At 72.0% G+C, this 7,957-nt stretch carries 5 protein-coding genes and 1 pseudogene; 4 read left to right on the plus strand and 2 right to left on the minus strand.

Annotation, left to right across the window (positions count from 1 at the left end):
- Nucleotides 1–2,370: DNA topoisomerase IV subunit A (locus JWN97_RS02110; protein WP_297617440.1), on the minus strand; the 2,370-nt coding region annotated here is incomplete at its 3' end.
- A gap of 117 nt (nt 2,371–2,487) precedes the next feature.
- Between JWN97_RS02110 and JWN97_RS02115 the strand changes: the two genes are divergently transcribed.
- The 3 genes from JWN97_RS02115 to JWN97_RS02125 are packed head-to-tail and all read left to right on the plus strand — an operon-like array spanning nt 2,488 to nt 6,962.
- Nucleotides 2,488–5,214 (plus strand): bifunctional GNAT family N-acetyltransferase/acetate--CoA ligase family protein, encoded by a 2,727-nt coding sequence (locus JWN97_RS02115; protein WP_297617443.1) that lies wholly within the window; start codon nt 2,488–2,490, stop codon nt 5,212–5,214.
- Between the two features lie 34 nt (nt 5,215–5,248).
- Complete coding sequence (locus JWN97_RS02120; RefSeq protein WP_297617446.1) at nt 5,249–5,830, plus strand: DUF5998 family protein; 582 nt, start codon at nt 5,249–5,251, stop codon at nt 5,828–5,830.
- A 10-nt stretch (nt 5,831–5,840) separates the two neighbouring features.
- Complete coding sequence (locus JWN97_RS02125; RefSeq protein WP_297617449.1) at nt 5,841–6,962, plus strand: nucleotide pyrophosphatase/phosphodiesterase family protein; 1,122 nt, start codon at nt 5,841–5,843, stop codon at nt 6,960–6,962.
- A gap of 81 nt (nt 6,963–7,043) precedes the next feature.
- Here the strand turns inward: JWN97_RS02125 and JWN97_RS02130 are convergent, their stop codons facing one another.
- The gene (locus tag JWN97_RS02130) at nt 7,044–7,697 is read right to left on the minus strand and encodes a thymidine kinase (RefSeq protein ID WP_297617452.1); all 654 of its coding nucleotides are present in this window, start codon (nt 7,695–7,697) and stop codon (nt 7,044–7,046) included.
- 43 nt (nt 7,698–7,740) lie between these two features.
- Here JWN97_RS02130 and JWN97_RS02135 point away from each other — a divergent pair.
- Nucleotides 7,741–7,957: pseudogene (locus tag JWN97_RS02135) on the plus strand (sulfurtransferase); the annotation flags it as partial.

The raw sequence follows: 7,957 nt of genomic DNA on the forward strand, positions 1-7,957 counted from the left end.
GGGCAGGTCGATCGGAGCGCCGCTGGCGGCGGACGCGCGTGCGGGGCCGGGGCCGGCCCAGGCGGCCACGAGGATGTCCTCGCCCTTGAGGAAGCGGTGGCTGCGGACCCCGCCGGTGGCGCGACCCTTGCCGGGGTACTCGGTGAACGGCGTGACCTTCACCGCGCCGGCCTCGGTGCCCGGCAGTGCGGTGGAGGATCCGGACGCCGTCACGACGACGGCGTCGGCCGGGTCGAAGGCCCCGAAGAAGGCGACGTGCTGTCCCGCGCCGAGCTTGATGCCGGCCATGCCGCCGCCGGCGCGTCCCTGCGGCCGCACGCCGGAGGCGGGGAAGTGGAGCAGCTGGGCGTCGCTGGAGATGAAGCAGAGCTCCTCCTCGCCCGTGACGAGCTCGATGGCACCCACCACCTGGTCGCCGTCGCGGAGGCCGATGACCTCCCACTCGTCGCGGCCGAGGACCTCGGGGTTGACCCGCTTGACGATGCCGGCGCGGGTGCCGAGGGCGAGGCCCGGCCCGTCGGTGGGCAGCGAGGTCAGTGCCAGGGCGCGTTCGCCGGCGTCGAGGGAGAGGATCTCGCTCAGCGGGAGCCCGCCCTGGAGGTTGGGGTCGTTGGCGGAGTCGGGCAGCTCGGGCATGTCGAGCACGCCGACCTTGAGCAGGCGTCCGCGGCTGGTGATCACGCCGACCTCGCCCCGGGCGGTGGTGCGGACGGCGCTCGTGACCACGTCGTGGTTGGCCCGTCCCTCGCCGTGGCCGGGCGCGGCGCCCGACGTCGTACGCGCCAGCAGTCCGCTGGACGACAGCAGCGCGAAGCAGGGGTCGTCGGCCACCTCGACCGACGTCGCGGTCGCGGCCGTGACCGTGGTGCCGGCCGAGGCCAGCAGGACCGTGCGCCGCGGGGTGCCGTGCTCCTTGGCCATGTCGGTCAGCTCGTCGGACACGACCTTCCGCAGCAGCCGCTCGTCGGCGAGGATCGCGTCGAGCAGCTCGATCGTGCGCTCCAGCTCGGCCTTCTCCTTGTCGAGCTCGAGCTTGGAGAACTTCGTGAGCCGGCGCAGCGGCATGTCGAGGATGTAGTCGGCCTGGGCCTCGGACAGCTCGAAGACCGAGATCAGTCGCTCCTTGGCCGCCGCGGCGTTGTCGGAGGACCGGATGACCTGGATGACCTCGTCGATGTCGAGGATGGCGATCAGCAGGCCGTCGACGAGGTGCAGGCGGTCGGCGGCCTTGGCGCGGCGGTACGTCGAGCGGCGGCGGACGACCTCGAACCGGTGGCGGAGGAAGACGTCGAGCATCTCCTTGAGGCCGAGGGTGCGGGGCTGGCCGTCGACGAGCGCGACGGCGTTGATGCCGAAGGTGTCCTCGAGCGCGGTCTGGCGGTAGAGCTGCTCGAGGATCGCCTCGGGGACGAACCCGTTCTTGATCTCGACGACCAGGCGCAGACCGTGCTCGCGGTCGCTGAGGTCCTTGATGTCGGCGATGCCCTGCAGCTTCTTGGCGAGCACGAGCTTCTTGATCTGCTCCATCACCCGCTCGGTGCCCACGCCGTAGGGCAGCTCGGTCACCACGATGCCCTTGCGTCGCGCGGTCACCGACTCGACGCGCGCGGTCGCGCGCATCCGGAAGGTGCCGCGGCCCGACTCGTAGGCGTCCTTGATGCCGTCGAGGCCGACGATCTTGCCGCCCGTGGGCAGGTCGGGGCCGGGGATGAAGCGCATCAGGTCGTCGAGCGAGGCCTGCGGGTGGGTGATCAGGTGCTTGAGCGCCTGGACGACCTCGACGAGGTTGTGCGGGGCGATGTTGGTCGCCATGCCGACCGCGATGCCGGCGGCACCGTTGACCAGCAGGTGGGGGATCGCCGCGGGCAGCACGACCGGCTCGGTCTCGCGGGAGTCGTAGTTGGGCTTGAAGTCGACCGTGTCCTCGTCGATCGAGGCGGTCATCGCGACGGCCGCCGGGGCCATCCGGCACTCGGTGTAGCGCATCGCGGCCGGGGAGTCGTCGGGCGAGCCGAAGTTGCCGTGGCCGTCGACGGTCGGCAGCCGCATCGACCACGGCTGCGCCATCCGGACCAGGGCGTCGTAGATCGCGCCGTCACCGTGCGGGTGCAGCCGACCCATCACCTCGCCGACGACGCGGGCGCTCTTGACGTGCCCGCGGTCGGGACGCAGCGACATCTCGTCCATCGTGTAGAGGATCCGGCGCTGCACGGGCTTGAGGCCGTCGCGCGCGTCGGGCAGCGCCCGGGAGTAGATGACGGAGTAGGCGTACTCCAGGAACGACGACTGCATCTCGTCACGGATGTCGGTGTCGAGGATGTGCTCCTCGAAGTCGTCCGGCAGGGGCTGCTTCGTCGTACGTCGTGCCATGGGCGTCATTCTCCCCGGTCCCACCGCGCCTGCGCGCCGGGGCTCGCCGGAGCATCCCCGTCGGTTGGGGACGGCGGTCTGCCACCGAGTGCTCCGGAAGCCCGATAGATTGCAGCCGTGAGCCACGCGGACGCCGAAGCAGACGAGCTGGGCACGACTGCGCCGCCGCCGCGGCACTGGGAGGCGGACGTCCTGCTGCGCGACGGCCGGACCGCCCACATCCGGCCCATGCAGCCCTCGGACCGCGACCTGCTCGTCGACTTCTACGCCCGGGTCTCGGACCAGTCGAAGTACTACCGCTTCTTCTCGCCGATGCCCGAGCTGTCCGAGCGGGACCTCGACCGCTTCACCCGTGTCGACCACCGCGACCGGGTCGCCCTCATCCTGACCGTCGGGGGCGAGATGATCGCCGTCGGCCGCTTCGACACCATCCGTCCCGGCTACGCCGAGGTCGCGTTCCTGGTCGAGGACAAGCACCAGGGCCGCGGCATCGGCCAGCTCCTGCTGGAGCACCTGGCGCAGGCCGGCCGCGAGCGCGGGATCGAGGAGTTCGTCGCCGAGGTGCTGCCCGACAACCAGGCGATGATCCACACCTTCAAGGACGCCGGCTACCAGGTGAAGAGCGCCTTCGAGGACGGCGTCATGGAGCTCGTCTTCCGGATCGACCCCACCGACACGGCGATCGGGGTGATGGAGCAGCGCGAGCACCGCGCCGAGTACGCCTCGATCGAGCGCTTCTTCTCCCCGAAGTCCGTCGCCATCATCGGCGCCAGCCGCCGCCAGGAGACGATCGGCCGGGCGCTGGTGCGCCACCTGGTCCTCGGCAACTTCGCCGGCCGCATCTACGTGGTCAACCCCAACGCCGACTCGGTCGCCGGGATGCCGGCGTGGAAGACGGTGGGGGAGATCCCGGGCGACGTGGACGTGGCCATCGTGGCGGTGCCCGCCGAGTCCGTGCAGGACGTCGTGCTCGACTGCGCGGCCAAGGGCGTGCACGGGCTCGTCGTGATCTCCTCCGGCTTCGCCGAGACCGGCGAGGAGGGGCTGATGCGGCAGCGCCGCCTGGTGGGGCTCTCCCGCTCCTACGGCCTGCGGCTGATCGGACCCAACGCCCTCGGCATCATCAACACCGACCCCGAGGTCTCCCTCAACGCCTCCCTCTCGTCGGTCATGCCACCGCGCGGGCGTGCCGGGTTCTTCTGCCAGTCCGGCGCGCTGGGGTCGGCGATCCTGGAGAAGGTCCAGAACCGCGGCCTCGGCCTGACCACCTTCGTCAGCGCCGGCAACCGCGCCGACGTGTCCGGCAACGACCTCCTCCAGTACTGGGAGGAGGACGACGCCACCGAGGTCGTGCTCCTCTACCTCGAGTCCATCGGCAACCCGCGCAAGTTCTCCCGGGTCGCGCGGCGGGTCAGCCGCCGCAAGCCGATCGTGGCCGTGCGCTCGGGCCGCAGCTCCCAGGGCGTGCCGATGGGCCACGCCGTCCGCAAGATCGCCGCACCGCCCGAGGCGGTCGACGCGATGTTCCGGCAGGCCGGGATCATCCAGGTCGAGTCGCTGGAGGAGATGTTCGACGTCGCCCAGCTGCTCGCGCACCAGCCGCTGCCGCGCGGGCGACGCGTCGCCATCGTGGGCAACTCCGACGCGCTCGGGCTGCTGGCCGCCGATGCGGCCAACTCCGTCGGCCTGGTCGTCAACAAGCAGGTCGCGCTCGGCGCCGACGCCACGGCCGAGGACTTCGAGGACGCCCTGGACGGGGCGATCGACGACCCCGAGGTCGATGCGGTCGTCGCCATCTTCATCCCGCCCCTCAACGTCGCCGGCGCCCGCGAGGACGTCGCCAACGTGCTGGCGGCGGTCGGCGAGCAGTCCGACAAGCCGATCGTCTCGACGTTCCTCGGCACCGAGGGCGTGCCCGAGCTGCTCCGCGTGCCCGACGTCGCCGGCTCCAGCGCCGGCCGCGGGTCCGTGCCGTCGTACCCCGCCGTCGAGGCCGCGGTCCGCGCCCTCGCCCGGGTCGTCGAGTACGCCGTGTGGCTGCGCATGCCGCAGTCGACGGTCAGCGACCTGGCCTCGGCCGACCGCGACGCGGCCCGCCACCTGGTCAACGAGCTGCTGATGAACCACCCCGAGGGTCGCGACCTCGACTTCGACGAGCAGCACCGCCTGCTGAAGGCGTACGGCATCGACATGTGGGACACCTATGCCGTCGAGTCGCTCGACGAGGCGATCGCGGCGGGCGAGACGCTGGGCTGGGACGTGGTGCTCAAGGCCACCGCCGACCACCTCCGCGACCGTCCCGACCTCGCCCACGTGTGGCGCAACATCGACAACGCCGAGGAGATGGCCGATGCCTGGGAGTCGCTCAACGACCTGATCACCGACCCCGGCCGGGCCGGTTTCGTGGTGCAGCGCAACGCCCCGCCCGGCGTGCCGGTCACGATCGCGACCATCGAGGACCCGTTGTTCGGGCCGGTGATCTCCTTCGGCATAGGGGGGCCGCTGACCGAGCTGCTGGGGGACCGGTCCTACCGGATCCCACCGCTCGCCGACCACGACGCCCAGGACATGGTGCGCGAGATCAAGGCCTCCCCGCTGCTCTTCGGCTACCGCGGGAGCGAGATCGTCGACGTGGAGGAGATCGAGCGGCTGGTGCGCCAGGTGGCGCAGCTGCAGCACGACCTGCCCCAGGTGCGCGCGCTGCAGCTGCCCCTCGTGCTGGCCGGCGCCCAGGGCACGGCGGTGCTGGGGGCCAACGTGCGCGTCGAGCCTGTGAAGGACCCCCGCTCGGACTGGTTCGTCCGGCGGCTCAGCACGATGCCGGGGGACACCCTGCCCGACTGAGGCCGGACCGACGATTGCGTGACAGACTGGCAGCATGCCCCGCTCCACCCGTGACGCGGACGTCTCCCACGACCTCCGCCAGGCGATCCACCGCACCGGCTACTACCCCGAGGTGGTCGCCGACGGCGTCTTCTCGGCCGCGGGGGGCGAGGAGGTCCTCTCCTACTTCGTGCACCACGAGACGACCTTCGACCACGAAGAGGTGCGCCGGCACCTCACGGCGCTGCTGCTGACCCCGACCCGGCTCGTGATCGCGCACACCGACGAGCACCCGGGCGACGACCTGCTCCCCGAGCCCTACACGTCGACCACCACCGAGGCCGTCACCCTCACCTCGATCCGCACGGTGGTCGTGACCCGGATGGTGGCCAACCCCACGGCGGGCGTGGCGCCGCCGGCCGAGGCCGTGCTGACGATCGGGTGGGGCGGCGTCGGTCGCCTCGACCTCGAGCCTGCCGCCTGCTCGGACCCCAACTGCGACGCCGACCACGGCTACACCGGCACGCTCGCCGGCGACGACTACACGCTGCGCGTCTCCGCCGCCGCGGAGGGTGCCGACGCGGTGAGCGGCCTGCTGGCCTTCGCCGACGCGCTGTCGGCGCGCACGCGCGGATGACCACCGCACGGTGACGACCCGCTTCACCCCGCCGGCCTACGGCGACCGCTCGCTGGCCGACGTCATCCCCTCGGTCGGCCGCGCGCTGGGCGTCGAGCTGGACGGTCACCCCGTCGGGCTGGAGCTGCCCCCGGCGCCGTCGTACGTCGTGTTCCTCGTCGACGGCATGGGTGCCGAGCTGCTGGCCCGCCACGGCCACGTGGCGCCGTACCTCTCGTCCCTGGTCGCGGACGGCTCGACCGGCACGGCCGGCGTGCCGTCGACGACCGCCACCTCGCTGACGTCGCTGGGCACCGGACTGGTGCCCGGCGCCCACGGGCTGGTGGGCTTCACCTCACGCATCCCCGGCACCGACCGGCTGCTCAACCACCTCTCGTGGGACCCGGACGTCGACCCGGTGGCGTGGCAGCCGCACCCGACCGCCCTGGGCCGGCTGGCGCAGGCGGGTGTCCACGTGACCTCGGTCAACAAGCGCGACTTCGACGGCTCGGGTCTGACGGTCGCCTCGCAGCGAGGGGCGACGTACGTCGGCGCCGACCGCGTCGGTGAGCGCATCGCCGCCGTGGTCGGGGCCTCGGCGCACGAGCCGTCGCTCACCTACGTCTACGACTCGGACCTCGACTGGACCGGCCACAAGTACGGCGTCGCCTCCTCGCAGTGGCTCCAGCAGCTCGCGATGGTCGACGCGCAGGCTGAGCAGCTGCGCGAGGTGCTGCCGGGCCCGACCCGGCTGCTCGTGGTCGCCGACCACGGCATGGTCGACAGCCCGCGGGCAGCCCGCGTCGACGTGGACCGGGTCGACGGGATGCGCGACGGGGTCTTCCTGATGGGTGGCGAGGCGCGCTTCCGTCACCTCTACTGCTCCGGTCGCGCGGTGCCCGATGTGCTCGCCACCTGGCGCGGGGTGCTCGGCGACCGGGCGAGCGTCGTGACCCGCGAGGAGGCCGTCGAGCTCGGGTGGTTCGGCGCGGTGGAGCCGGGCGTGCTGCAGCGACTCGGTGACGTGATGGTCGCCTGCCACGACGACACGGCGATCGTCTCCACGCGGGACTTCGCCTACGAGGACACCCTCGTCGGGCTGCACGGCTCGCTCACCCCGGCGGAGATGCTGATCCCGATCCTGGTGGGCTGAGGTCCCGGTCCCCGCCAACTGACCAGTTGGCTGGCCAACTCGTGAGTTGGCGAAGAGGGCGTCAGCCGAGCCCGCGCCCGCTCAGCCGAAGGGCAGCGGCTCGGGCGCGAGGCTGACGGCCTTGGCACGCGCGGCCGTGAGCCGGCGGCGGTGGTGCTGGCGGCACAGGACCTCGTAGGCCACGTCGGCCGGCGGCTCGTCGGGCTGCTCGACGTCGCCGACGACGATGACCTCGCCGTCGGTGACCATCGCGCCGTTCTCGGTGCGGGCGTTGTGGGTGGCGCGCTTGCCGCACCAGCACAGGGCCTCGACCTGCAGCACCTCCATCCGGTCCGCGAGCTCGACGAGCCGTGCGGCGCCGGGGAACATCCGGGTGCGGAAGTCGGTGAGGATGCCGAAGCAGAAGACGTCGAGCTGGAGCTCGTCGACGATCTTGGCGAGCTGCTCGACCTGGAGCGCGGTGTAGAACTGCGCCTCGTCACAGATGAGGTAGTCGATGCGGCCGCCCTGGGTCAGCGTGGTGACGATGTAGCGCCAGAAGTCGAAGTCCGGGCCCACCTCCAGGGCCTCGTGGGTCAGCCCGAGGCGCGATGAGATCACCGCGGTGCCGGCCCGGTCGTGGCTGGTGAAGATCTGCCCCACCCGGCCGCGCACGGCGTGGTTGTGGTTCGTCTGGAGCGCGAGGGTGCTCTTGCCGGAGTCCATGGTGCCGGTGAAGAAGTTCAGTTCAGCCACGGGACACGATCCTTTCACAGGGTGTCTGTTGGAGGATGGCCCCATGACCGGTCCGCTGATCTCCGTCGCCGAGCTGCGCGCCTCGCTCGCCGACGTCGCCGTCCTGGACGTGCGCTACCGGATGGGCGGCCCGCCGGGTGCCGGCGAGTTCGGGGCCGGCCACGTGCCCGGGGCGGCGTACGTCGACCTCGACGCCGACCTGGCTGCCCCGCCCGGTCCGGGCGGCCGGCACCCGCTGCCGCGGACCGGTGACTTCGAGC

The organism is Nocardioides sp. (genome assembly GCF_025965415.1).
Taxonomy (GTDB): Bacteria; Actinomycetota; Actinomycetes; order Propionibacteriales; family Nocardioidaceae; genus Nocardioides.